Origin of the sequence: Clostridium collagenovorans DSM 3089, from assembly GCF_900130005.1 — a bacterium.
In the GTDB taxonomy this organism is placed as follows: Bacteria; Bacillota; Clostridia; order Clostridiales; family Clostridiaceae; genus Clostridium_D; species Clostridium_D collagenovorans.
This window is the reverse complement of record NZ_FQXP01000004.1, coordinates 99,819-124,423: the sequence shown is the minus strand read 5'-3', so window position 1 is coordinate 124,423 and position 24,605 is coordinate 99,819. Positions and strand designations below refer to the sequence as shown.

23 protein-coding genes are annotated in these 24,605 nt (G+C 27.2%); 10 read left to right on the top strand and 13 right to left on the bottom strand.

Annotated elements, in window-relative coordinates:
* Positions 1-147 precede the first annotated feature (147 nt).
* Positions 148-300 (bottom strand): zinc-ribbon domain-containing protein, encoded by a 153-nt coding sequence (locus BUA48_RS05050; protein WP_003371037.1) that lies wholly within the window; start codon positions 298-300, stop codon positions 148-150.
* A 473-nt stretch (positions 301-773) separates the two neighbouring features.
* Here BUA48_RS05050 and BUA48_RS16010 point away from each other — a divergent pair, with 473 nt between their 5' ends.
* From BUA48_RS16010 to BUA48_RS05035, 3 genes are all read left to right on the top strand, one after another.
* On the top strand, positions 774-986 hold the full coding sequence (locus BUA48_RS16010; RefSeq protein WP_072830779.1) for a DUF3955 domain-containing protein: 213 nt from the start codon (positions 774-776) through the stop codon (positions 984-986).
* A gap of 105 nt (positions 987-1,091) precedes the next feature.
* On the top strand, positions 1,092-1,580 hold the full coding sequence (locus tag BUA48_RS05040; RefSeq protein ID WP_072830777.1) for a DUF2975 domain-containing protein: 489 nt from the start codon (positions 1,092-1,094) through the stop codon (positions 1,578-1,580).
* A 17-nt stretch (positions 1,581-1,597) separates the two neighbouring features.
* Positions 1,598-1,819 carry a helix-turn-helix domain-containing protein gene (locus tag BUA48_RS05035; RefSeq protein WP_072830775.1) on the top strand — a complete coding sequence of 74 codons (222 nt, stop codon included), beginning with the start codon at positions 1,598-1,600 and terminating at the stop codon, positions 1,817-1,819.
* A 221-nt stretch (positions 1,820-2,040) separates the two neighbouring features.
* Here BUA48_RS05035 and BUA48_RS05030 read toward each other — a convergent pair whose 3' ends face one another.
* The 7 genes from BUA48_RS05030 to BUA48_RS05000 form a co-directional block, all read right to left on the bottom strand.
* Positions 2,041-2,721 carry a manganese catalase family protein gene (locus BUA48_RS05030; protein ID WP_072830773.1) on the bottom strand — a complete coding sequence of 227 codons (681 nt, stop codon included), beginning with the start codon at positions 2,719-2,721 and terminating at the stop codon, positions 2,041-2,043.
* A gap of 345 nt (positions 2,722-3,066) precedes the next feature.
* On the bottom strand, positions 3,067-5,097 hold the full coding sequence (locus BUA48_RS05025; RefSeq protein ID WP_072830771.1) for an ABC transporter permease: 2,031 nt from the start codon (positions 5,095-5,097) through the stop codon (positions 3,067-3,069).
* Positions 5,084-5,851, bottom strand: coding sequence for an ABC transporter ATP-binding protein (locus BUA48_RS05020; protein WP_072830769.1), 768 nt, complete (start codon positions 5,849-5,851; stop codon positions 5,084-5,086). Before BUA48_RS05020 ends, BUA48_RS05025 begins: the two co-directional genes overlap by 14 nt.
* Before the next feature lie 90 nt (positions 5,852-5,941).
* Entirely contained in the window at positions 5,942-6,958 is a 1,017-nt protein-coding gene (locus BUA48_RS05015) for a sensor histidine kinase (protein WP_072830767.1), read from the bottom strand.
* Positions 6,955-7,617 (bottom strand): response regulator transcription factor, encoded by a 663-nt coding sequence (locus BUA48_RS05010; RefSeq protein WP_072830765.1) that lies wholly within the window; start codon positions 7,615-7,617, stop codon positions 6,955-6,957. Before BUA48_RS05010 ends, BUA48_RS05015 begins: the two co-directional genes overlap by 4 nt.
* Before the next feature lie 370 nt (positions 7,618-7,987).
* Positions 7,988-8,656, bottom strand: a complete 669-nt coding sequence (locus BUA48_RS05005; RefSeq protein WP_072830763.1) for an ABC transporter ATP-binding protein — start codon at positions 8,654-8,656, stop codon at positions 7,988-7,990.
* Positions 8,657-8,668: 12 nt separating this feature from the next.
* Positions 8,669-11,179, bottom strand: coding sequence for an ABC transporter permease (locus BUA48_RS05000; protein WP_072830760.1), 2,511 nt, complete (start codon positions 11,177-11,179; stop codon positions 8,669-8,671).
* A gap of 910 nt (positions 11,180-12,089) precedes the next feature.
* On the opposite strand from BUA48_RS05000, the gene BUA48_RS04995 reads away from it, so the two are divergent.
* The 3 genes from BUA48_RS04995 to BUA48_RS04985 all read left to right on the top strand — a co-directional run bounded on the left by BUA48_RS04995 (position 12,090) and on the right by BUA48_RS04985 (position 14,245).
* Positions 12,090-12,689, top strand: a complete 600-nt coding sequence (locus tag BUA48_RS04995) for a chromate transporter (RefSeq protein ID WP_072830758.1) — start codon at positions 12,090-12,092, stop codon at positions 12,687-12,689.
* A gap of 1 nt (position 12,690) precedes the next feature.
* Complete coding sequence (locus BUA48_RS04990; RefSeq protein WP_072830756.1) at positions 12,691-13,257, top strand: chromate transporter; 567 nt, start codon at positions 12,691-12,693, stop codon at positions 13,255-13,257.
* A gap of 205 nt (positions 13,258-13,462) precedes the next feature.
* Complete coding sequence (locus tag BUA48_RS04985; protein ID WP_242944300.1) at positions 13,463-14,245, top strand: peptide arginase family protein; 783 nt, start codon at positions 13,463-13,465, stop codon at positions 14,243-14,245.
* A gap of 411 nt (positions 14,246-14,656) precedes the next feature.
* On the opposite strand, the gene BUA48_RS04980 is transcribed toward BUA48_RS04985, so the two are convergent.
* From BUA48_RS04980 to BUA48_RS04965, 4 genes are all read right to left on the bottom strand, one after another.
* On the bottom strand, positions 14,657-15,436 hold the full coding sequence (locus BUA48_RS04980; protein WP_072830752.1) for a GIDE domain-containing protein: 780 nt from the start codon (positions 15,434-15,436) through the stop codon (positions 14,657-14,659).
* Between the two features lie 15 nt (positions 15,437-15,451).
* The gene (locus BUA48_RS04975; RefSeq protein ID WP_072830750.1) at positions 15,452-16,126 is read right to left on the bottom strand and encodes a PspA/IM30 family protein; all 675 of its coding nucleotides are present in this window, start codon (positions 16,124-16,126) and stop codon (positions 15,452-15,454) included.
* A 27-nt stretch (positions 16,127-16,153) separates the two neighbouring features.
* The gene (locus BUA48_RS04970) at positions 16,154-16,573 is read right to left on the bottom strand and encodes a hypothetical protein (protein WP_072830748.1); all 420 of its coding nucleotides are present in this window, start codon (positions 16,571-16,573) and stop codon (positions 16,154-16,156) included.
* A gap of 191 nt (positions 16,574-16,764) precedes the next feature.
* On the bottom strand, positions 16,765-17,532 hold the full coding sequence (locus tag BUA48_RS04965) for a methyltransferase domain-containing protein (RefSeq protein ID WP_072830746.1): 768 nt from the start codon (positions 17,530-17,532) through the stop codon (positions 16,765-16,767).
* A 296-nt stretch (positions 17,533-17,828) separates the two neighbouring features.
* On the opposite strand from BUA48_RS04965, the gene BUA48_RS04960 reads away from it, so the two are divergent.
* The 3 genes from BUA48_RS04960 (at position 17,829) to BUA48_RS04950 (ending at position 22,569) form a co-directional block, all read left to right on the top strand.
* Complete coding sequence (locus BUA48_RS04960) at positions 17,829-18,620, top strand: TMEM164 family acyltransferase (RefSeq protein ID WP_072830744.1); 792 nt, start codon at positions 17,829-17,831, stop codon at positions 18,618-18,620.
* Between the two features lie 500 nt (positions 18,621-19,120).
* Entirely contained in the window at positions 19,121-20,641 is a 1,521-nt protein-coding gene (locus BUA48_RS04955) for a hypothetical protein (protein ID WP_072830742.1), read from the top strand.
* A gap of 5 nt (positions 20,642-20,646) precedes the next feature.
* Positions 20,647-22,569: a sensor histidine kinase gene (locus tag BUA48_RS04950; protein ID WP_072830740.1), complete on the top strand. Its 1,923-nt coding sequence runs from the start codon at positions 20,647-20,649 to the stop codon at positions 22,567-22,569.
* 155 nt (positions 22,570-22,724) lie between these two features.
* Here BUA48_RS04950 and BUA48_RS04945 read toward each other — a convergent pair whose 3' ends face one another.
* Positions 22,725-23,201 (bottom strand): GNAT family N-acetyltransferase, encoded by a 477-nt coding sequence (locus tag BUA48_RS04945; RefSeq protein ID WP_072830739.1) that lies wholly within the window; start codon positions 23,199-23,201, stop codon positions 22,725-22,727.
* Between the two features lie 371 nt (positions 23,202-23,572).
* On the opposite strand from BUA48_RS04945, the gene BUA48_RS04940 reads away from it, so the two are divergent.
* Positions 23,573-24,529, top strand: a complete 957-nt coding sequence (locus BUA48_RS04940) for a metallophosphoesterase family protein (RefSeq protein ID WP_072830737.1) — start codon at positions 23,573-23,575, stop codon at positions 24,527-24,529.
* Positions 24,530-24,605: the final 76 nt, after the last annotated feature.

The window sequence follows — 24,605 nt, the reverse complement described above, 5'->3', positions numbered from 1 at the left end:
ATCTTATATCCAACTTAATCTTGTCATATTCCATGCCCTTATTATATAAAATAATCACCCTATATAAAACTTACATTGAATGAAAGGTTATTTTTGCAAAAAATAAAAAAGGCTGTAGTTTAAACTACAGCCCTGAACATTCTAAAATTATCTTCTATTTTGTTCTTTTTTAGCTCTTCTACAAGCAGCACATCTTGTTGGCTCGTTATCGAATCCTTTTTCTTTGTAGAATTCTTGCTCTCCTACTGTGAATACGAATTCGCTTCCGCAATCTCTGCATACTATTGTCTTATCTGTCATAATATATATTCCTCCTAAAATTAAAGATTCTAAATGGATATAATAATCTCTAATTTCAAGAAACTATTTATCTAAATGAAACTTTTTTTAATTAGCAACTTCGCTGCTACTTATTTATAATAACATAGCCTTTATATTATTGCAACACTTTTTTTAAATTATTTCTGAAAATAATTCGAATTTAATTTTTAACGGTTTCTATGGTCATTCATTATATCTGAGGTTAAGTACTTACTACTTAGTTCTTTTAATTTAATTATTAATTCTAAAAAACATTTTTTAACTCATATTAGTTTCTCTCAATTCATGTAAGCTATTCTACTTTTTTAATACTAAAGTTTTTTATAACCAAACATCAGCACGAAATATTATCATATCGGAATAATAATTTATTGATAAACAACAAATTATTATTGTTTTTGGATTGATTTCATGGTATTATAAATTTACAAAGTTTAAAAGGAGTGTTTTATATGAAAAAATACATTTATGTTTTACCATTTATATTAGGAATATGTTGTTTTATCATCTCAGAAATATCTGGAGCAACTATCTCACCTAATGGAATGCTTATTGAACCATTTTTCTTTTTAATACCTATTGGATATATGTTCTTATTTATTGGAATCATTATATCTTTTATTAATTTTTTATGTATTTTGTATAAAAAAGTTAAAAAGGCGTAGTTTGAGCCTTTTTAACTTTATAATTTTTTTCAAAGTGTGTTAATTTTATTTTAAAATAAATTATTCCCTTTATATTTATTCTACTAAATTTATGGAGGTAACAAAATGAACGAACATTTAACTTCAAAGATTCTAAATATCATTCTGATACTAGGTATAATTCTAACCTTCCTTCTTCTCTTAGGAACGCCATTAATTACTACTGCTTTTTTAAAAAGCGCATTTGGAATTTTAAATCAAAATTTAATTTTAAAAATCTCTTTTTGTATTTATTTATGCTCTATACCTTATATTATGTCTTTATTTAGCTTAAAAAAAATTTGCACTTTAGTAATTAAAAATACACCATTTTCAACTGGAAGCGTTAAATGCTTAAAAACAATAGCTGTATGTGCCTTTAGTGAAATACTACTAATTATTTTTACTTCATTATTTTTAAAATTTAATACAAATATCTTTAGCAATTTTTTAATAACTCCAATAATATTATTAATTTCACTAATATGTATACTAATAGGACTTTTATGTTTAGTATTTTCAGAGTTATTCTTTAATGCTAAAGAAATTAAAGAAGAAAATGATCAAACTATATAATAATAGGAGATTTTAATATGCCAATAATAATAAATTTAGATGTGATGATGGCTAAACGAAAAATATCTTTACAAAACTTAGCTAAAAAAATTGATATAACTAATGCTAATCTTTCTATACTGAAAAATGGTAAAGCCAAAGCTATACGTTTTTCTACTTTAGAATCTATTTGTAAAGAACTAAATTGTCAACCAGGAGACATTTTAGAATATATAGATAATGATATAAATAATACTTAGACTATATTATATTTAAAAAGCACTAATAGCTAAGATAAATTAATTATTAGTGCTTTTTATTTTATTAATGCTGATTTTTACTATGCAATACAATGTTTAAAGACTTCTTTTATTTATAGTTTTTCATATTATTTTCAAGTTTGTTATGTACTCACCAATTTTATAACTACAATTATTTTATCAATCACTTTATATCTCAATACTGTAGTATTAATATGCTATTATTTTCCTGGATCTGCATCCTTAAATTCTGGTGCTTTCGGATCTTTTAAGTCTCCAAAATATTGTCCAGGCGTAGATAAATTAGCATATATTTTAGCATCCTCTGTAGTTCCCCAATCCTTTAATGAACCTGTGCCTAAAATTTTACTAAAGGCTTCTCTAAACATTGTGTTATGAGCTTCTTCACGTTCAAGTAAATACATAATAGTTTCTCTTACATGTTTATCCTTTATTTGTCTATATAAATTTTCATAGGTCGTCTTAGCTCTTTGCTCATTTCCTATATTAGTTAATAAGTCTGCAGCCAAGTCACCTGTTTCATTTACATATGCAGCAGTCCATAAGTAACCTGATGAATTTGCAAGCATAGGTGTAAGTCTACTAGTAGTTGTTGCTTCAATTGATCCTACTGGAGCTGGTGGCGCAGTAACATCCTCCCCATTTAACAAATTTATAGTTGTTGCAACTATTTCTGCATGACCAAATTCCTCTGCCGCAATATCCAAAAATAAATCCTTAATTTCTTGATTCTTTATTCTAAAGCTTTGAATAAAATAAGTTAAAGCAGCTGTAAGCTCTCCGTTAGCACCACCAAGTTGCTCCTGCATTAAATTTGCATATATAGGGTTTGGTTTTTCAACTTTAACTTCTGTTAACAAATGCTTTTCATGTTTAAACATAACTAGTCCTCCTGTAATAAAATTAATTTTATTTTCATTATTACTATCTCATAAACATGAAAAGTTATTCGTTGAACCTTTTTTATATTTACTAATATGGTATACCTCTATTTTTTCTATCCTATAATTCTTATAAATTTTCTTCTTTTACTCAAATATTAAAATTAAATTATTATATTTATTACTTTAAATATAATATACTTATATCTCTATCTTTAATATTTTATTTATATTTTAAATTTCAAGAATTCAATACTTTTTTCTTTGAAATCTAAAAATAGTGGCTATAATTTCTCAAAGGCCACTATTTTAATAATGCTAATTTACTTTTAACATAAACTTTAATTACTCTTTTATAATATTTTTGCTACATAAATAAGTTATTAAGAAGTAACCTCCATATATAACTACTAAAAATACTGAAGTAATTACTATAGTTTTTAACATTCCACTTCTTCCAAAGGATTCAAGCATCATGTTGCTTACCTGTATGCCAAAAATAGAGTGAATTATTGCAAGTATAAGTGGGAATGCAAAGAATATGGCAACTTGTACAAATAATGATCTATTTATCATGGAATCATCCAAACCAATTTTTCTTAAAGTTCTATATCTTTCCTTAGAGTCAGCACTTTCTGATAATTCCTTTAAAGAAAGGATGGCAGCACTAGATATTAAAAATACTATTCCTACATATAAACCAATAAATATTGCCATTGCACTAGTACCAATATTGGCATTATAAATATCTATTTTAGTGCTAAAACCTAATTTACTACCCTTTAATTTTTCTCTAAGCTCTGAAACCTTATTTTCTATTAACTGTTTTTCTTCCTTACTACTTCCTATGAAATTAGCAGCCAGTATTTCCGAAGTAACCATTGTCTCATCTACCGCTTTATCAGGAAGTAAAATTACTCCAAAGTTTTGAGGTTCTGAACTCATCATAATATACCCATCCTTGCACTCTTTATATTTAGGTATATATTCTTTTCCTTTTATACTTATAGGTGTTTTATTTTTAAGTCCTGAATTTCTCATATTAATGGTATTTTTCACATTACAAATTATCATGTACTCATTTTCACTAAGTTCATAAGTATTAAGTCCATAAAGTTTGGCTATTTTATTATAATCACTTATTTTTACTAAAGTTTCTTTTGAATCAAAACCTTCATCTTCTACATCTAAGGTATCCCTAAGTGTTACATCCTTCGTTTTATATGTCTTGATGCTAACTATATCTTTTAAGTTTTCATTTATTGAAAACCCAGCAATTTCTAAGTATTGATTAATAGCTATATTAGACTTTTCAATTTCTTCATCAGTATATTCCTCGCCTTCTTCCTCGTTTACTTTAGGTAAGTTTGAAGATTTTAAAATAGCTATATCTACAGTTGATAATTTTTTCATTCCCTCTTTCAAAGAAGAATTCATGGAAACCGAGCTTGAAAAAATACAAATAGTTAAAAATATCATAAGACAAATCACTGTCATAGATAAAACTGTTGTATTGATTTTGCTACTAATCTGTCTTAAAGTAAAACTGTTTAAGTTCTTATAATAAAAACCTTTTCTCATCATTACAAGCTTCACAAGAAGTCCTGATAAAGACCAAAATAACAAAGCTGTTCCTATAATTCCATATACAATCTGCAATATAACATCTTTTAGTGTACCTATACTAGATACATCACTAGTAACCTTATAATATGCATAGCCTAAAAGAGCTGATGAAAATATAAGTGTAACTGTGCAAATGTATGGATTTTTAATTCTTATCTTCTCAGATTTTTTCACACCTTGAATTAAATCTATTAACTTGCATCTATTGACCTGTATAACATTAAATATCATGACAACCAAAAATATTATACAAAAATAACTAACTGTTTTTATTATTGCACTATAAGAAATTACAAATCTAAACTTGCTCATATCTGCTTCAAAAAGATTTGCAACTACAATAGACATAACCTGTGATAAAGCAGTTCCGATAATAAGTCCAATTAATAGCGATATGGCACCTATAATCATTGTTTCAAATAGTATAATCTTAGAGATATTCCCCTTTCCCATGCCTAAGGTCATATATATACCAAACTCTCTGTTTCTTCTTTTCATTAAAAAATTATTAGCGTAAATTACTAAAAAAGCTAACACAAAGGACACAAATACACTTATAACTGATAATGCTTTTGTCATGGTAGAAACTGCATTGTTAGTTGTTTTTGTTAAGTTAAGCATAACTGTTTGACTTTCTATTGAATTGAAAATATAAAATATAGAAATACCTAAAATGAGAGTAAAAAAATATATACCATAATCTTTATAACTCTTTTTTATATTCTTCAGTGAAAGCTTAAATAACATCATTGCCGTCGCCTCCTAGCAATGAAACAACATCTATAATTTTCTCAAAGAATATTTTTCTAGTATCATTCCCTTTTATAAATTCATTGAATATTTTCCCATCCTTTATGAAAATCACTCTTGAAGCATAACTAGCTGTAAAAGCATCATGGGTTACCATTAGAATAGTAGATTCTAATTCTTCATTAAGAACTTGAAATATTTCAAGAAGCCTTTTAGCGCTATTTGAGTCTAAGGCTCCTGTAGGCTCATCCGCTAATATAAGTTTAGGATTTGTTATAACTGCTCTTGCAGCGGCAATTCTTTGTTTTTGTCCCCCTGACATTTCATAGGGATATTTATTTAAAACCTTTTTAATATTAAGCTTTTCTGCAATTTCATTAATTTTACCTTCTATTTCTGTAGCTTTTATGTTTTGAATTTGTAAGGCTAAGGCAATATTTTCATAAGCTGTAAGGGTATCTAAAAGATTAAAGTCTTGAAATATAAATCCAAGCTCCTCTCTTCTAAATTTATTAAGTTTAGGTCCCTTAAGTGTAGTTATATCCTTATCATCTATAATTATATGTCCGCTAGTTACATTATCTATAGTAGAAATCGTATTTAGAAGTGTAGTTTTTCCTGAACCACTCGCCCCCATAATTGCAACAAATTGACCCTTCTCAACCTCCATTGAAAGATCATCTAAAGCCTTTGTTAAGCTAGATTTGTTACCATAATATTTACTTATATTATTTATTTTTAAAATATTAAACATATAATTTTGCTCCTTTCTTATTGATTCGTAAATTATTTCTAAAATAATTATATAAAAAAGGAAATATTGCTAACATCGATTTATATAACCTTATCTTACATCTTTGTAATATTCATCACAGTTGAATGTTATAGAAACTCTAGTGAAAATATTTTTTTCTGAGTTTACCTCAATAAAGTGACCTATCTTATTACATAACTTCTTACATAAATAAAGTCCCATACCCGTTGAACTTGAGTTACCCCTACCATTTTCACCTGTAAAAGATTTATTAAAGACTCTGGGTAAATCACTTTTGTTTATTCCCAAACCATTATCCTCGATATGCAATATTATTTTACCCTCTTTACTCTCACTCCTAAAGCTTATCTTTGGACTTTCATCCTTAGAATACTTTATACTATTGCTTATTATCTGATTTATAATAAATTCTAACCACTTACTGTCACTCAATATACTTTCAGAAACATCTTCAACATTTATGGCAATATGCTTTGAAATAAGAATATCCTTATTTTTCCTTACTACACTATTTATTATTTCCTTCAAATTACACTGTTTTATAAGGTAATCCTTTTCTGCATTTTTACTTCTAACATAATATAGAACCTGTTCTACATAGCTTTCTATTCTATTTATTTGAAGCTGTACCTTTTTAACTGTATCTGGTTTATTGTTATGAAGAATCAAAACTGAGCTTGCTATTGGTATTTTAACCTCGTGAATCCACATTTCTATGTATTCCTTAAAATCACTTACACTATTTTTGTACTGCTCTATTTCCTCATAGATATTTTTATTAATATCTTGTAGTGATTCATATATAATTTTACCCTCAATAAAGTTAGGCTTCTTAATTATTTCTGTAATAAGATATTTTTTATCTAATTGATCTAAATTTTCTAAAAACTCATTGAAAAAATCTTTTTTTCTATTGTAATCATATGTAACTTCTAGAATTATAAAAGTAAGCATTAAAATTAAGATTGAAATCATTAATGGTGAAGGAACCTTAAACATATAAAGCATAAATTGAATAAGACCCATTAAAACAATATACATACTGATATGTACAACTTTATTTTGTAAATAATATTTTAGTCTCATATAAGAATATACCCCTGATCCCTTCTAGTCTCTATTACTGATTTCAAATTAACACCTTCTAGTTTTTTTCTTAGTCTATTTATATTAACGGTTAAGGTATTATCATCTATAAATCTATCATTACCCCATAAATAATTAATTATATCGTCTCTACTAACAATCTCTCCTCTATGCATTAACATATAATAAAATATACTTATCTCATTTTTAGACAATAATACTTCCTCATCTTTACACTCTAAAGTACTTCTAAGTAAATTTACCTTGATATTCTTATAAGTTAAATCCTGTCCTACTTTACTAGTTCTCTTAAGTAAAGCCTCTATTCTTAAAAGTAATAATACTGGATTATATGGTTTAGTTATATAATCATCTGCACCATAACTCATACTAAGCACTTCATCTGCTTCAGAGTTTTTGCTAGTAAGCATTATTATAGGTACATCAGATTCCTTTCTTATGCTTCTTAAAAGTTGCTGTCCATTTATATATGGAATCTTAATATCAAGCAAAACTAAATCTGCATTTGAAAGTAAAATCTCCTCCTTAGTATTGCTAAACTCATTTACATCCTTTGGTGTATACCCATTGTCTTCTAACAATATATGTAATTCTTCTCTAAGTTCCTTATCATCCTCAACAATTAAGATAACTGCCATTACATCACCCCTAAGTTATACCTATTTAGAAAATTATTAGCTAAATTACTATAAATAAAATTTAACTTCTCTCACTACATTCTTATATCATTTTAACAAACTATAAAATAAATATTCAATATATATTATAATAAACACTCTTCATTGCATTTACAGCTACCATTCATTTTAGAATACAGCTATTACTAAGAATGTAGAATATTAATTAGAACCTATATATTAAGCTCAGATTTTATTATAAAACTTTCTTAAAATAATTAAGAGCTATCACTCTAATAAATACATATATAATATATTACTCTGTAGATTATCTTCAAATGTAACATATCATTATATTTATTGTTCCTGTGACAGCTCTTATATAAAATACTTACTTTAACTGTATTTCTCCATTTTCTATTTTTATAATTCTATCTGCTGTTTTAGCAATCTCTTCATTGTGTGTTACCATTATAAGTGTACTTTTATGGTTTTTTATTGATATATTCAACAAACTCATAACCTCTGCTCCATTTTTTGTGTCTAAGTTTCCTGTAGGTTCATCTGCTAAGATTATTTTAGGCTTATTTGCTAAAGCTCTTGCTATTGCTACTCTTTGCTTTTGCCCTCCTGATAATTGACTTGGAAAGCTTGATTTCTTATTTTCTATTCCAAGGGTTTTAAGTAAGTCCTCTATATACTCTTCATCAATCTTTCCTTCATCTAAAAGTATTGGTGTTACAATGTTCTCATAGACTGTAAATACAGGGATCAAATTATATGCTTGAAACACAAAGCCAATATCTTTTCTTCTTATCTTTGACATCTCTTCATCATTTAGTTTATCACACTTTTTACCACATATATAAACTTCACCCTTTGTTAATTTATCTAATCCACCTATCATGTTTAATAAGGTACTTTTCCCTGAACCGCTTGTCCCTAATATTGCTATAAATTCACCTTCTTCAATAGCTAAATTTACATTGTTTAAAGCCACAACTTTACTTTCATTTTCACCATAAATCTTAGAACCATTTTTTATTTCTATTACCTTCATCTTAAACACCTCCTAATACTCATTTACTTCTGTTATTATTTCTTCACTTAAATTCTTCTTTATTTCTAAGGCAGAGATTCCATATATACACAAGATAGCTATAATACTAATTAAAATGTATATCCATAATTTAATTTGTGATTTTTCTGTTAAAGTATAGGTTACATACATATTAATAGGCATTGATATAATAATGCTTGTAATATCTGCATAAATTGTTAGCTTTATATTTTCTAGTTTTATTACCTTGGTCAAAAGCTTATTTGACATTCCAATAGCTCTAAGCACTCCATTTTCTTTTTTTCTGTTTATTATATTAGCCTTAATTGTGTTTCTAATATTTAAAAATGTAACCAATCCCGTAGCAAATAGCATATAAGCAATTAAAATAACCATACCTAATACTTGTCTTTCACTTTCTTCAAAACCAGCATCATACTTTCCATGGGTAACTTCTATCTCATCCTTTAATAATTTAGAAATATTTCTTTGAAAATCTTCTGTTACTTTTCCACCTAAATCAATCATTATGTCCGTATAACTTATTTTCCCATAAAGCTTTCTTGCTAGATTTTCATTTATTATTATATACTCACCATCTGGCTTTGGAGTTCCTCCTTGATTTACCCCATAACCCTCTATACACTTATTAAGTTTAAAACTTACTTCCTTCTTATCCTCTGTATAAGTATTTCTTATATATCCTTGCAAAGTATTGTTTACTTCCTTTTGAAACTTCTCAAAATAATTTTTTTGTGATTGGAGGTTTTTATCTTTTATAAAAATAGCTATATCTTCATTAAGATAATTAATATCCTTAAGATTATTATCTTGTATAAATTTATCAAAAAGTTCATTGTTGTAAATTACTAGTGAAGGACTATCTTTATCATCTAGTGTACTAAAAGTATTCTCTACAATATTGTTTAAGGCATAAACCTTTCTTACATTTTCCATATCTGATATTTTACTTATCTTTTCTTCTGCTATATAAGATTTATTTCCACCTGAAAATCCTTGAACTATCTCATAATCTGAAAACTTGCTTTTATAGCTTTTCTCTGGTTTATTTATAGAAAACACTCCATTTATAATAACCATAATTAGGGTAATAGATACTACTAAAGATATAAAATTAACTATAGTTTTATCTAAATTTCTTTTTAAGTTTCTCTTAGCAAATAAACTTATAAGCTTTTGCTTTTCCTTTAAATTATAGGAGCTTGTTTTACTTTTAAAAAACTTATTGCTTTCTGAATAGTTTAGGGCTTCCGTAGGTTGAAATTTTTTCATTTTTAAAATTATACCTACTGAAACTATTAACAGTGAAAAAGCGACTAATATTAAAATTTCACAATAGGATTTAAAGGTTCCTGCTAATTTAACTTCACTTCCCACCACCATATACATTATTTTTTCACCAATTACAGAATTAAGCAATGTACCTAGGATTATTCCAAATGCCACCCCTACTACTCCATAAACTACTGTTTCAAACACTATCATTTTTGATAATTGTTTTTGACTCATACCTATGCATCTAAGTGTCCCATACTGCTTAACTCTTTCCATAGTAACTAAATTCATGTTACTATACACTAATAAAACCATTGCTATTGATATTATTATTGATATGGTTTTTATTGATATTTCAACGGAATCGTAACCATCTTTTTCTCCATAGGCATTAGATTTAGCCTCATTAATTTTAACCTTTTTTAATACCTCTCCAATAGATTTTGCTTCTTCCTCTGTAGCTTCTCCTTTTCTATTCTTATCAACCTTAATCAAATATTGCTCATCAATCATAGGATAAATGCTCATGATTATCTCAAAAACTTTGTCTTCATCAAACTTATTTTTATCTACTAAAAAATCTATATTATAATTATCCTTTAGAAATATAAAATCTTCCTTTTCTAAGGCTTCTACAGTACTTTTATTCGTAAAAATATAACTTTGCTTCCCTAAAGTGCTACCTTGTATAGGTGTATCACACATAAATCCACTAATGACAAAGGATTTTTCAATTAAATTTCCTTCACCATCCTCCACATCAAGATTTATTTTGTCACCTATTTTGAAGGGTTGGTCAAATTTATTATTAACACTTTTCTCTATAGCAATTTCGAAGGATTTTTCTGGATATTTCCCCTCAAGTATTTTAAAGTCATTGATTTCTCTAATTCCTTCTTCATTAGTTAATATCAGTGTTCCTCTAGTAGTATCCACATTTTCAAAGTAAGCTTGTCCTATATATGCGCTGAATTCTATTCTCTCTACCTCATCCTTATAAACTTCATTTACATTTTTTATTATCTTCTCACAGGTTTCTTTATCTATGGATGATACTTTAAAATCCTGCCTTTCGTTACTAATCAAAAAATCCTTATACTTTAAACCTATACTGTTAGCAAGCTGTATCAATGAAAACATCATCATTACAGGCAGCATAATTCCAGCAATTATTATAAAAGTATACTTTTTGTTTCTTGCAATAAACTTTTTAGACAACTTAAACATATTTAACTCCTTCCTTAAAATTACTTATAAAATTACTTATAAAATTACTTTTTAAAAATACATTCATAAAAAATTTCTAATATTCTTATACATTCTTATAAGAATATTTAAATATAAACTAAGCTTTAATAATGAAGTCTTAATATTACAATATATAAGTAAAAATACTCCCCCTCTTCTCTTTAAAAGTTTTTATATTTAAAATTACTAATTAATTTACTCTTGAATTTTTACAAATTATGGAATGTTCTAATAAGACAAGCATTGAAGATGCATCCACTTTTAACTTTCGACTTTGTTGTTTAAAAAATACTCTTAGATGAAGTTTTATAGATTCACTACTTCTATGAGGATTTGCTCTTTTATCTAATTTCTAAAATTTTTATTTTCTACTATATACTTTATACTTTATTTCTTTACTCTCATTATATACTTTTATATGTTTTAATTTTAGATATATATTTATATTGTACAATTTAATACCATTTATGTAAATCAGATTCAAATTCAAACATGTTATATATTTTCACATAATACATAAGCAAGCTTTTAAAAATAGTACTTATTTAGCTTAATTTATATATACTTAAAATCTACAACTTCTAAGTAGGTTATTCTATATAACCCAATATTTAATATTTTATTATCTCATAATTAAAAATCAAAAGTACAATTTAAAATATACTTGTTATATCTAGAAATATATTTAATATTATTACTATTTATATAAATATTGTATATAATTATTTGGTAAGCAACTGATGTGTATAATTATTTACTTATCATCTATATAATAATTATATATTTTACTTATGTTAGGTTTTACCTTAAACTTAAGTTGTTTGACATTATAAATTGAATTTTATATGGACATAATTCCAAATAATAATATAAGGAGTGTTTATAAAATATGGACAATAAAAAAGTTAAAAGAGATTGGAAAGTTTTATGGCAACTTTTTAAATCTACCTTTATGCTTAGTGCATGTACTTTTGGTGGTGGATTTGTAATCGTATCTCTTATGAAGAAAAAATTTGTTGAGGAATTACAATGGTTAGATGAGAGTGAAATGTTAGATATAACTGCTATATCACAATCAAGTCCTGGTCCTATTCCTGTTAATGCCTCTGTTATTTTAGGTTATCGTGTACAAGGTATATTAGGTTCTCTTGTTGCAGTAATTGGTACAATTATTCCACCTATAATTATTATATCAGTTATAGCTATGTTCTACGATCAATTCAGATCTAACCCAACCATTGCTACTGCTTTATTAGTTATGCGTGCTGGTGTTGCTGCTGTAATTTGTGATGTAGTTATTAACCTTGCTAAAAATATTATTAAAGCTGGTAACATGTTTTATATTATTTTAATGATTGTAACATTTATTATGACATATGTTATGGATATTAGTGCAATGGCTGTTATCTTACTTTGTGTTGGTATCGGTATCGCTTCTCTTATCTTAGAAATATACCGTGATAAAAAACAAGTGAAAGGAGATTTATAAGATGCAAATTCTTACCTTACTATTTTTCAGCTTTATTCAAGTAGGATTATTTAGTGTTGGTGGCGGATATGCTGCTATTCCACTAATTCAAAATCAAGTTGTTAATGTTCATGGATTAATGACCTTAGCAGAGTTTGCTGATTTAATCACCATTGCAGAAATGACTCCTGGACCTATATCCATTAACTCAGCAACCTTTGTAGGAACTCAATTATCAGGATTACCTGGAGCTCTTATTTGTACATTAGGATGTATTATTCCTTCATTTATAATTTGTCTTATATTAGCTCACTTTTATTATAAATATCGTAATTTAAAAGGTGTACAAACTATCCTTTCAAGCCTTAGACCAGCAGTAGTAGCCTTAATAAGCTCAGCTGGATTATCAATACTGACTTTAGCACTTTTCCAAGCTGAAAAGGCTGATATAGTATTATCAAATTTCCATCCAATAGAAGGGCTTTTATTTGTTGGTGGGTTAGTTGCTTTAAGAAAGTTTAAGATTAATCCAATACTTGTTATATTCGGTTCTGGTGTAATTGGTACTTTATTATATACCATAATCTAATTATTATTAATGTATAATGGGGCTTGTGGCATTAAAAGATTTATTCTTAGTGCAACAGCCCCATTTCTTTTTATTTATTAAAATTTATATAGTGGTTCATATATTAATTACACTCAATTATGCGATGCTTTAAGTACTTGCTTTTCCTTTTGCTAAGTATATGATATTCTATATATTATTGAAACTTAAAGGTTCTTTTAAAGGAGTGTTTAATTTGAAACAGGATATAGTAAGGGAAAAAGTAATAAAGGACAAAAAGATTTACATTGTAGAGAATCATCATGAAGTTATACTTCCATGGTCAGAGTACGCCTCTAATAATGAAATTGTACCAGTATTATTAACTTTTGACCACCATATGGATACCCGTACTGCATTTTATAGACATAGCTGTGCTATTAATGAATGTGAGTGGAAAACTATTAGCAAGAAATTATTATCAACTGTAGATATAGATAATTTAAGTGACATTACATCATCATTAGATAAGCTTCGTAATAATGAGCATATAGATTTTTCCTTAAAAACTGATATGATAAGTCATGCTGTAATATTTAGCTTACTTGGTGTTGGTATTTGTAAAGACTACTCTAATGATAAGATATATTACGTAGACCCATTCTGTACAAGTACATGTATGAAAGAATCCCATGATGAGGAATGTTTACTTAATACATATAATACTGTAATAGAAAGTGACGAACTAATATTTAAATTAAAACAAATAAATAAGTTTATCCCTGGCTTTTTTACTGATAATAGTATAACTAAAAAATTCATCTTAGATATTGATTTGGATTGTTTCCATACTAAAAAGGCTATAAATCCTACTAATATATCTATTTTAAATTACTTAATAAATAATGCAGAAATAATTACTATAGCCACAGAGGGTTCTTATGTTGAATTAGAAAAAAAAGAAGATGATATAAACGAATTTTATCTTTTAGATAAGCTATTATCTCACATAGAAAATGCCTTAAAGTAACTTACGGTTACACTGAATAAGAACTTTATATAAGGTATATTTGCATTGAAAATAAATATTTATAAAAAATAGAGTGTGACTTATTCACACTCTATTTTTTCATATATTGCATTAATTATCCTAATAAGTTACCTTATTAATTTTCCACATTAAAATCTCACTATAAAGTAAAGTTTCATAATATAAATTCAATACATTAAAGTATATCTAAGTTGTAATTAATATTCCATATTTACATTAAGTATTGAATTTATTCTATAATGAACCTTCTATCTAAATAAAGAATGAATATTCTTCATTGGAATGTATATCCAAAAAAACAATTTTTAATAACATTTAAATTTTATTATTAAATTATTCTTCTCTTAAATTAAAATACATATAATTAGCTAAAACTTACATGTACCTTTATTAAAATTGTTTTGAAAAGAAGAAGAAAAATGCCACTATAGCTACACCTGCTGCAGTTATAAGAGCTTTTGTTTTCTCACCCTTTACATCATTTAAAATTTGATCCTCTGACTTTACAGAAACCATTGAACTTTTATTAGCTTGATGAGCATAACCAAAGTAAAGATCATTACCCATTCTATATAGCTCTCCTAAAATATAAAGAGGCTGTCCTTCTCTAAGAATACGTTCTTTTAATCTAAAGCCTAAGAAATCAGCACCAGATCTATAATTTGAAAAATGACTTCTTGAAAATTGAGAATCTTTATTTTCAAAACGATCACAACCAGCTGTTAAATCTGATTTACTTCCAAAACTTTGAAGATCCAACAGTATAGGTGATTCTATACTATTATCCTTAATAAAAATAGGTTCTGAACTATTGTCAGAAGAAAGCTCACTCTCCCTTTTTACAATACGCTCATGTCTCTTATTTTCTTTATCATAAGTAACCTGTTTTTCTTGAGTTACAGAAAAACATTGATTACTATAATAAATAACACTTTGACCGCTAAATGGTGCTGGAAAACTATTATTACCATGAGCTGTTACCTTAATCTCTGCATAATGTCTATAATTAGTATCACTGTTAGACATCTCATCTAAAACACTAATAGCATCACTTAAACTTGAAGTTTTCATATAACTAATGTCTAAGGATTTACTATCAGCTTGTTTAAACACATATATGACATATCCTACGCATGCTATTATCACAAGAATGAAAATAAGAACATTCATAAATTAACACCTCAACTATTTAGACTCTGAATTCATTTCAGCCATTAAACGAGCTAATTCCTCGTCTACACTGCTATTTGTAGCAAGTTCTTTAAACTCATCCTTAGCTAGAATATCATCCCCTGAAACATTAGTAAAAGCTTGTGCTTCAGCTTCCTTCTCTTCAATTTTACGTTCCATCTTTTCCATTCTTGAAAATGCACTTTTACTATCTACACCACTAATAGCTTGAGCAATGTCCTTTTGTGCATCAGCAGTACGTGCACGTGCAATTAGAATATTTTGTTGCCCTTGAGCTTCTTCTAATTTAGCACGAAGCGCTTCTACTCTTGAACGTAAATCAACAACCTGACCATGTATAGAATCATAGGTCTGTTGGAATGAAGCTATGCTTTGATCAGAATTTACTTTAGCTGAAAGTGCTTTCTTTGCTAGCTCTTGATTACCTGCTTTAAGAGCTATTTTTGCTTTTTCTTCCCATTCACTAGAAGTTTTCTTTGCTTTTTCTAAGGTATTAAAAGCAGCTTTTTCACTAGCCATAGCTTGTCCCAGTGCTTGTGTTGCACCCGTTAATTGTTTTTCCATGTCAATAATAGATTGCTTGATCATCTTTTCTGGATCTTCAGCACGATCAATCATATCATTTACATTTGCTTTAAATAAATCTCCAACTCTTTTGAAAATAGACATAATGTATCCTCTCCTTTTAATATTAAATTATTTTTTATTTTTAGGTGGAAATAATCCTCTTGTCATAAGTCCTAGTCCCGCTAATACACTTCCAAACATAAGTACATAATTAAATAAACTTGTTGTTTTGAAAACAATACGAATACTCATGATAATAGTAATAAGAATAATAGCAACACCTATAAATACTACGAATTTTCCTAAAAACGAGTCGGAATTGTAAAACAGAATGCCTATACCTATGAGAAGTGGTAAAGTTACGAAGCCTGTAGGAATAGAGTATGATCCTAAACTCCAGGTATACCAATTGGCACTAACAGTTGTCATTTGAAAAATCATATAGCTTCCTAATATAGTTAGGACTAAGCCAAATAGAAAGGCTTTAAGACTACTTCGACCATGTAAAGAATCCTCCTCTTCAGGACTTTTCTTTTGCAAATTAGCCATCTTGCACCTCCGTGAAAATATACTATTTTCTATAAATATATAATACCATTATTGGAATTGTCAACATTTTTTAACATTTAAGTATTTTTTTATTTACATTTTAAATTTATGCTAATTGCCTTCTGAAAATTCATAATTAAAATAAAGTTCTTTTAAAACAACTAAAATACCTAAAAAAGTTCAAAGGTATTTTATTTTCTTGCTAAATATAAGTCCATTGTGTCATATATATTTATTTTTCCCCCCACATCATCAATTGCTTTTCTCATATCTTTTTCAAAATTCAACTTAATTTCTAGGAGTAGAGCTCTATGATCTGAATATGTGTTTAATAACTTAATGTATTCATCTGTAGTAAGAGTTCTTGTATTATAATACAATTTAGATTTGATATCTTTGAATCCAAGGATTTCTAATTTTTCAACAAGTCCTTTGCAATCTTCTTCTGAAAATTCATTGATTGGCTTTTTAGGTTTAAAATACTTATCATATACGCTTTTACTTGCCATATTGCTTTCATCCTCTTTACGATTTGGGAAAGGATGATTCCAAAACAAAGCTATAGACCCATTATTTTTTAATGTGTTTTTTACTTTCACCAAAGCTTCATTCAATGGTAGCCAATGAAAAGCCGTTGCAGAATATATTAAGTCATACGACTCTTCTTCAATGGAGTATTCCATAAAATCATCATTGATTACCTCAAAGTTATCATAATCATGAAACTTATCTTTAACATAATTAGCAAGCTTATCTCCTAATTCAATAGCAGTTACATCACACCCACTTTTTAATATAGGTAATGTTGCCTTTCCAGTACCTATTCCAATTTCTAAGGCCTTGCATTTACTATCTAACTTTGAATAACTAATAATATCTGAAAGTAATTCTTTGCAATATGTTGGTCTAGCTTTGTCATAATTATATACATCTTCATTAAACTTTAACCTTAAATCCATAAACACCCCTCCATATTACACTATTTTTACCATAATATATTATAACATTTATTTGAATTTTTTTGTAATAAAATTTATTTAATTTCATATATCATATATACTAAATAAAATTTTGATAAAATTTTGTATTTTAGTATACTAAAATATCACATTAGGATTTGTATATATTCTATTAATATTCCAAAATAACTGTAAAATCAATTGATTAAGTACGAGATATGCTTTACATTATTTATTGTAACTTTTTTTAATTACTATGGTTTTGATTCATCTGAAAAATAAAGGAGAATAAACTAATGAATTTTTTCAATCAATTTTGGGCACCTAGAAATGCTTATGATCCTGTGGGCATGTTTACACGAGGTCATATGTTTTTATTGTGTATATCTTTAATTTTACTAATTATTTTATTATACAACTCAAGAAATCTTAAAAGACCTACTTTAGAAAAAATAACAAAGTTTTTAGCAATCATTATGGTAACCTTAGAAGGAGTAAAAATCTACTATAGCTTTTCTTTTGGATATACTTGGCTAAATGAATGGTTTCCTATTGCTTATTGTTCTATATTCATGTATGCTCTATTACTTAGTGGCTATGGCAATGGTAAATGGAAGCAAATGGGACAGGCTTTTTTAGCTGGAGGATGTGTTTTGGGAGGAACAGCATTTTTATTATTTCCTTCAACCTCTTTAATGATGTACCCTATATGGCATTTTCAATGTCTTTACAGTATGCTTTTTCATACTTTGATGATTTATATAGGAGTTATGTACCTATGGAAAATGAATATGGAGCTTAACAAAGTTACATATAAAGCTTATACTAAACTCTATACCTTATTTGCATTAATAGCAATTATTATGAATACAACATTTAATAGTAATTTAATGCTTCTTAGAGAACCCTTTAAAATACCTGTGCTATTTGTACACCAACTAGTTAAGGATGCTCCTTGGCTATACACAATATTTGTATTTTTAGTATATTTGTTAGGACCTTTTTGGATCACAGCTTATTTCATTAATCTTATAAGAAGATCTAAAGAAAAGGATACTTTAAAGGATTTGGGGGAAATTTCTGTTTAAATTTTTGTAGGCTTAGATTATTTAAGCTTCAATACTCTATTTTCTTTTATACTAAAGTTTCTTCTTATAAATCTCTAAATACAACTTAACTTTATTCAGTTAAATATATAAACTTTAATTATTATATTAGAAACTTTAAAGGAACCTCAACGCATATTTTTTATAGCATGGGTTCCTTTAACTTATTGTTTTATTATTTAATCCTGTTTAATCCTACACATAGTATATATAACTTAAATTCTCATACATATTATTTTATTGCTATACATATAGAAACCTACAAACATACTCCTTAAAAATAACATAAAAAACTTATCTTAAACATATAAATTAAAATAATTTACTTATTTTTATTAATAATAAATCTACTTATTATAAACTTGTATATTGATACTTATGTATAGATATTTTAAGTAAATTTAGGTAAAATTATAATTAATGATTAGAATTTGTTTTAATTTGATTCGATTATGCTTTAATGAAATCTGGGGGGCACCTTTATGAAAAAGATAATAAAATTTATAACTTTGTTTTTATTCGCTTTTATATTCTTATTCAAATTAATTAATGCATCAGAGGCTTTTGCAATAGATATCAATAAGAAAAAAGAAATAACCAAGATATTTAATTATGATATCTTTATAAAAGGTAGAGTTATTCCTATTAATGATATAGAATCTTTAAATCAAGAAATCGAGGCTCGAAAACAAATGCTTAGCTTTGTAGCTGGGTATAATGAAAATTATGATGAAGCACTTCTTACTGTAGAATCCTTTGATTTTAGTGAAATTGACATAAGTAAAGTGGGTACATATACTATAATAATTAAACTTCAAATAGATTCAGATTATTCCGAAGAGTATTTTATTTCCGATGAACTTCGCACCTTATATATTCCTATTCGTATATCTGATCCTAACTATTTAGACATTTTTGTATTAGGAGTTAATGCTAGTACCTACGATATTGATTTTTTAAAACCTGTCACTGAAGATTTAGATCTTCTTTGTTTTCAAAGTGATATTCCTATGACTATACAAGAACTTGAAAATGTAACTTGGGATTTATATGATACAATGCCGCCTATAAAATTTTTTAGGATATCTAGAAATGAGTTAGAACTAAATAAGCATTACTATTTCCGAATTAAGCATGATACTGAATATTCTAATATTATTCATATATTTGATGATGGTAATATTTCAGTTTATGACTCTATAGGTGGTGATAGGGACGGTGGAGATTCGGAAGGTGATGATGTGCCTGATATTATCCAACCACCCCCTATTAATTTAGGTTCATCAATTAATTCTAGTGACGATGGTGATGAATCAAATAGTGAATCTTATAAACCTACTTTAAAAGACCCTTCTGATAATGAATCTGATAAAAGGGTTTATTTAAGCGATAAAAAACTGCCTACTATGAGCAATGTACCCAATGTAGATAACACTTTAAATAGAGAAGATGGTGTATTTGAATACTTTGGGGAAAATAAAGATATTATATCCGGATATAGATTAAAGTTAATGTATGAGTCAAGTGGTGGAAAAGCTATCTTTTCTAAAAATGGAGTAACAGTAATTCTACTACAATCACTCTTGGAAACTTTAAATATTAAAGATAATGATAGTTTTTGTATTGAAATCAAAAATATTTCATCCTCTGAGTTTTCTTTGTTTATTGCTGTTAATGGAGTAGAAGTTAAAAATATAGAAAATATAACTTTCATGGTACCATATACTAAAAACTTCACTGAAGGTTCCTTATCCATTTTATGTGATTCTAGTAACATAATATCTCTTTATGATTATGATATGAATCAAAAGGTATTGTCATTTACTGCTAATAGCACAGGAACTTTTAATATAAGAGAAAATGTAGATAGACTAGATGCTCAAGAATCAAATATAGAATCAAAACCCCCAAATAAAAGTATCTTTATAGGATGTATAGTCACTATAATAATATTATCTATTAGTGCAATACTTTTTATAGCTTATAGATATACAAGGAGATAAGGTAAATGTATATTAAACAATCTGTAAAAAAAACAACTACAATTTTTATTGCAATTGCAGCTTCATCCTTGTTTTTTTTGTGTATTTATTCTTTTGATAATAAGTATACACATAATACTTCTCAAGGAGTTAATAGCCTTCTTGTATTATCAGAAAATGATATTGAAAATAATCCTGTTAGATTTTTAAATCATGGGTGGGCCTTTTATCCAGGTGTATTATTAACACCAGAAGACTTAAAGAATCGAGATACTGAATATTATATGAGATATATCTCTATAGGAAGTAATATGAGTCTTAGTTCAGATTCAACTAATATTTCACCATATGGAAGTGGGACATATGTTATGCATTTGAAACTACCGGAAACTGTTGCTACCTATGCTTTAGAACTACCAGAAATTTATTCTGCCTTTAGACTTTATGTAGATGATAAATTATTACTTGAAATAGGAAATCCAGATAAAGATACCTATAAAGATTTAACACAAAATAAGATAATAACCTTTGAAAAGTCTGGTTTTGTAACTATTACTATTGCTGTAAGTAATTACTCACATTTTTATGGTGGCTTAGTTTATCCTCCTAGCTTTGGTACAAGTGATGGAGTTAATTTATTTAATTTAATTAGACTTATAATTACACTAGTATCTATTACTCTAGCTATTGTTACTACTATTATTTGTCTTTATTTAGGATTTAAAATGAAGCAAAAAAATACATTACTCTTTTCTTTGCTCTGTATTGCTATGTGCTTCTTTACTTCATATCCTTTATTAAATAATATATTTATACTTCCAACTTTTCCTTGGCGTACCTTTGAATTAACTTCCGGTATTGTAATTCTGTTATTGATCTTAATCTTACATAACAGAATGTGTAATACAAAACCTATTATTGCAGTTATAAGTAATACTTTAGTTGGAGTATTTTGTATAATAACTTTCTTGTTTGGAGTATTCTCCTATACTTTAGAACCTTGGATGATAAAGCTTTATTCTAATTTAGTTGCATATTTTAAGTTTTTTACTGCAATCTACTTAATTTTTACATCTTATGTTACTATTAAAAAGCAAGATATCTACTTAAAACCTCTATTATACTCTTCAGTATTTTTTGCGTGCTCTTGTCTTTGGGATAGATTACTTAAAACCTATGAACCGATTTTTGGTGGGTGGTTTATGGAATGGGGGGCACTTGCATTAGTTTTAGGCATAGGAGTTGTTATATTACATAATATAATTAAAGCTTACTCTTATAATCTTACTTTCGCCGAAGAGTATAGACAAGTTACACGTCAGCTTGTTATGCAAAGAGAATATTCAAGACAAATCAAGGAATATTCTGATGAGAATCGCCGTATAACACATGATTTTCGTCATCATTTAAGAACTATTTACTCAATGGCTGAACGCTCTAAAGAAATCGAAATTTTAACTTATTTAAATACAGTTACAGGAATCTTGAATAGTTCAAAAACTATAGCTACGAGGAATTTCTGTGATAATACTGCCGTTAATGCACTATTAAATTATTACTTTAATATGTCTACACAAAAAAACATTATTATAGATATTAAACTACATATACCAAATAAAATATCGCTTTCAGATGTAGAGATTTGCACAATTTTAGGCAACCTACTAGAAAATTCAATTGAAGCCTGTGAGTTATTACCCCAAAGGGAAGGTAAAATACTTCTTTCAAGTAAAGTATCTTCACAAATGTATTTTGTTTTAATTGAAAATAACTATGATGGAAAGTCTAATATTCTAAATAATAAACTAATCTCAAGAAAAAGTGATAAAAGTCGTCATGGCATTGGACTTCAATCCATTAGTAAAATTATCAAGGGGCATAATGGTACTGTAGAAATCCATACCTTAGATGATAAGTTTAGAGTTGCTATATATTTACCCTTAGATTAACTTAAATTTATAATATAGTTTTATTTTATTAATAGACTGTCATATGAATAAATTTTATAATATTTCACATTTGCGAATTAATTGCAAATAGATTCTATTCCAAAATTTATTTTAAGTATGACAGTCTCTTTAACTTTTATATAACTTTTCTAATATTATAATCTCTTTAAATACCATGCATCACATGCATAATGTTCTGATTTTATAAGTGGCTCTTGAAGCTTTTCAAATCCATACTTTAAATAAAACCTGTTGGCCGCAAGCATATTGCTTAGAGTTTCTATATAACAGTATTTATAATACTCCTTGGCAAAATCTAATGCTATAGTCATTAACTTATTAGATATTCCTGTACCTCTAACTTCATTTAGACAATACATCTTTTGAAGTTCACAAGTATCCTCTGGTGCGCCCTTTATAACTCCAATACCACAACCCCCTAATATAGTTCCCTCATGATCTTCAATTACCCAATACTTAGTTTTTTCTTTACTATATACTCTTGAAAATTCACCTAGATCAGGATCTGCCCATGCTAGCCCCTCTCTGTTACCCCCAAACTCCAATAAACAAGTTCTAATAACGCTTTCAACTTGCTTATTGTCCTTCTCTTTTATTTCTCGTATCCTCACCTTATCACATCTCTTTCTTTAAGTTTTAAATCTTATAATAATTATATTGTATATATCTTATTATCATCTAATATAGCTTTGCAAGCTATATTAGTAAAATAAACAATACATCATTCTACTAGCTTTAAGTAATCTTCTGTATTTATATATAAATTTCATTATTAAAACTAAGATATAAAATCATATTTTAATAGAATCATAAAAATATCAAACTTATTTTTAATCCTATATTATTTTAAAATTCCATACATCTAAACTAAGAATTATTTACATTTACTTAATATTCAGCTTATTGTTAATAACATGAATTTTTGGTATTATCAACTTGTAAAACCAAAAACAAACTTAAATAAAGAGAGGTTTATTATATAATGAGATATGCAATCATTGCTGATATTCATGGAAATATGCCAGCTTTTAAAGCTGTTTTAGAAGATGCTAAACAAATGAAAGTTGATGGATTTATTTTTCTTGGAGACTATTGCTTATTTTCACCATTTCCAAACGAAGTAATAGACACAATAAAAACTCTTCCTAACTCTTACGTAATTCGTGGAAACCATGAGGATTACTTTAATAATATTTCAACTGAGGATAATACTGATTGGATTAATGGTCAATTTGCTACTCTTCATTGGACTTATAATGAACTCACAGAAGAAAACTTAGATTACATATATAGTCTTCCATCAGAACTCACTGTAGATGATTCAAATATTCCAATAAGAATTTCACACTATCCTCAAACATATTTTAATAATACAAAAGTTATCCACTTTAAGAATAGCACTTATTCAAAAAACTATATCAAGAAACCTTTTTCTAAGAATGATTTTTCAACTCTTGTAAATAATACTTTAAGTAATGACAGTGATTTAAAAGAAGTTCTTAGTAAACTTCCTAATGGAATATATGCCTTTGGTCATACTCATTTACAATGGCATTTCCAACTTGATGATAAATTATTAATAAACCCTGGTTCCTGTGGGATACCACTAGATTGCTTAACTGGCGCTTCCTACACAATCATTGATACTTCAAAGAATAAATTTGAAGTCATAGAACGTCGTGTACAATATAATATAGAAAAAACTATTGATACCTTATTAGAATCTGATTTATTTAAAAAATCTAATGTCCTAAGCAGTATTGTAGCTACTGAATTAAGCACTGCATTCGGTGAGCTCCATGCTTTTTTTGATTTCGTACATGATTATTCTGTTAAAGTTCAAGATGATTCTTATCCATATTCAAAGGAAGTATGGAACAATGCTTATGAACTCTGGGAATCTCAAAAGCATGATTATATACTTAATAAATATAAGTAGAATTCATTGGTTAACTAAAAAGACTATATAATATAAAGATTTTAATTATGATATAAATAGTTATTTATCAAAATGC

Bases quoted from the DNA above. Each gene is read 5' to 3' on its own strand.
- BUA48_RS04950 (WP_072830740.1), top strand. From the start codon at position 20,647: ATGTATATTAAACAATCTGTAAAAAAAACAACTACAATTTTTATTGCA.
- BUA48_RS05040 (WP_072830777.1), top strand. From the start codon at position 1,092: ATGAACGAACATTTAACTTCAAAGATTCTAAATATCATTCTGATACTA.
- BUA48_RS04955 (WP_072830742.1), top strand. From the start codon at position 19,121: ATGAAAAAGATAATAAAATTTATAACTTTGTTTTTATTCGCTTTTATA.
- BUA48_RS04940 (WP_072830737.1), top strand. From the start codon at position 23,573: ATGAGATATGCAATCATTGCTGATATTCATGGAAATATGCCAGCTTTT.
- BUA48_RS04995 (WP_072830758.1), top strand. From the start codon at position 12,090: ATGGACAATAAAAAAGTTAAAAGAGATTGGAAAGTTTTATGGCAACTT.
- BUA48_RS05025 (WP_072830771.1), bottom strand. From the start codon at position 5,097: ATGATGTTATTTAAGCTTTCACTGAAGAATATAAAAAAGAGTTATAAA.
- BUA48_RS05015 (WP_072830767.1), bottom strand. From the start codon at position 6,958: ATGAGACTAAAATATTATTTACAAAATAAAGTTGTACATATCAGTATG.
- BUA48_RS05050 (WP_003371037.1), bottom strand. From the start codon at position 300: ATGACAGATAAGACAATAGTATGCAGAGATTGCGGAAGCGAATTCGTA.
- BUA48_RS05035 (WP_072830775.1), top strand. From the start codon at position 1,598: ATGCCAATAATAATAAATTTAGATGTGATGATGGCTAAACGAAAAATA.
- BUA48_RS04975 (WP_072830750.1), bottom strand. From the start codon at position 16,126: ATGTCTATTTTCAAAAGAGTTGGAGATTTATTTAAAGCAAATGTAAAT.
- BUA48_RS05010 (WP_072830765.1), bottom strand. From the start codon at position 7,617: ATGGCAGTTATCTTAATTGTTGAGGATGATAAGGAACTTAGAGAAGAA.
- BUA48_RS04960 (WP_072830744.1), top strand. From the start codon at position 17,829: ATGAATTTTTTCAATCAATTTTGGGCACCTAGAAATGCTTATGATCCT.
- BUA48_RS05030 (WP_072830773.1), bottom strand. From the start codon at position 2,721: ATGTTTAAACATGAAAAGCATTTGTTAACAGAAGTTAAAGTTGAAAAA.
- BUA48_RS16010 (WP_072830779.1), top strand. From the start codon at position 774: ATGAAAAAATACATTTATGTTTTACCATTTATATTAGGAATATGTTGT.
- BUA48_RS04980 (WP_072830752.1), bottom strand. From the start codon at position 15,436: ATGAATGTTCTTATTTTCATTCTTGTGATAATAGCATGCGTAGGATAT.
- BUA48_RS04970 (WP_072830748.1), bottom strand. From the start codon at position 16,573: ATGGCTAATTTGCAAAAGAAAAGTCCTGAAGAGGAGGATTCTTTACAT.
- BUA48_RS05020 (WP_072830769.1), bottom strand. From the start codon at position 5,851: ATGTTTAATATTTTAAAAATAAATAATATAAGTAAATATTATGGTAAC.
- BUA48_RS05005 (WP_072830763.1), bottom strand. From the start codon at position 8,656: ATGAAGGTAATAGAAATAAAAAATGGTTCTAAGATTTATGGTGAAAAT.
- BUA48_RS05000 (WP_072830760.1), bottom strand. From the start codon at position 11,179: ATGTTTAAGTTGTCTAAAAAGTTTATTGCAAGAAACAAAAAGTATACT.
- BUA48_RS04965 (WP_072830746.1), bottom strand. From the start codon at position 17,532: ATGGATTTAAGGTTAAAGTTTAATGAAGATGTATATAATTATGACAAA.
- BUA48_RS04990 (WP_072830756.1), top strand. From the start codon at position 12,691: ATGCAAATTCTTACCTTACTATTTTTCAGCTTTATTCAAGTAGGATTA.